The organism is Desertibacillus haloalkaliphilus (assembly GCF_019039105.1).
Classification (GTDB): domain Bacteria; phylum Bacillota; class Bacilli; order Bacillales; family KJ1-10-99; genus Desertibacillus; species Desertibacillus haloalkaliphilus.
Window position 1 is genome coordinate 1 of record NZ_JAHPIV010000060.1, and the last position, 603, is coordinate 603.

Sequence of the window (603 nt, forward strand, 5' to 3'; positions counted from 1 at the left end):
AAGAAAAAAGGGAAGGAAGAGGGGGAAAAAGGGGAAGGGGGGGGGGAGGAAAGGGAGGGAAAGAGAGGAAAGAGAAGAAGGAGGAGAAAAAGGAAAAGGGGGAGAGGGGGAAGAGAGGAAAAGAAGAAAAGGAAGAAAGGAAAAGAGAAAGAAAGGAAAAAAGGGAAGAAGGAGAGAAGGAAGAAGAAAAAAAAGAAAAGAGGGAAAGAGAAAAAGGAGGAGAAAAGGGAAGAAAAGAGGGGGAGAGAAGAAAAAAAAAGGGAAAAAAAAGGAGGGAGGAGGGAAAGGAAGGAGGAGAGAAAGGGAGAGAAGAGGGGGAAAAAGAGAGGAAAGGGAGAAAGAAAAGGAGAAAGAGAAGGAAGAGGGGGAGAAGGGAAAAAGGAAGAAAAAAAGGAGGGAGAAGAAAGGGGAAAAAGAAGAGAGAAAGAGGAGAAGGGGGAAGAGAGAGGGAAAAGAGAGGGAAGAAAAGAAGGGAGGAGGGAAAAAGGAGGGAGAAGGGGAAGGGGGGGGGAAGAGAGAAAGGAGAGGAAAGGAAGAGAAGGAAGAGGAAAGAAGGGAAGGGAAGAGGGAAAGGAAGAAAGAAGGGGAGGAGGAGAAGGGGGA

Annotated in this window: 1 protein-coding gene; it reads left to right on the forward strand. The window is 46.9% G+C overall.

What is annotated here, in order from left to right:
• Positions 1 to 603, forward strand: a 603-nt coding sequence (locus tag KH400_RS29585; protein WP_217227913.1) for a hypothetical protein, incomplete at both ends; no start/stop codon positions are given.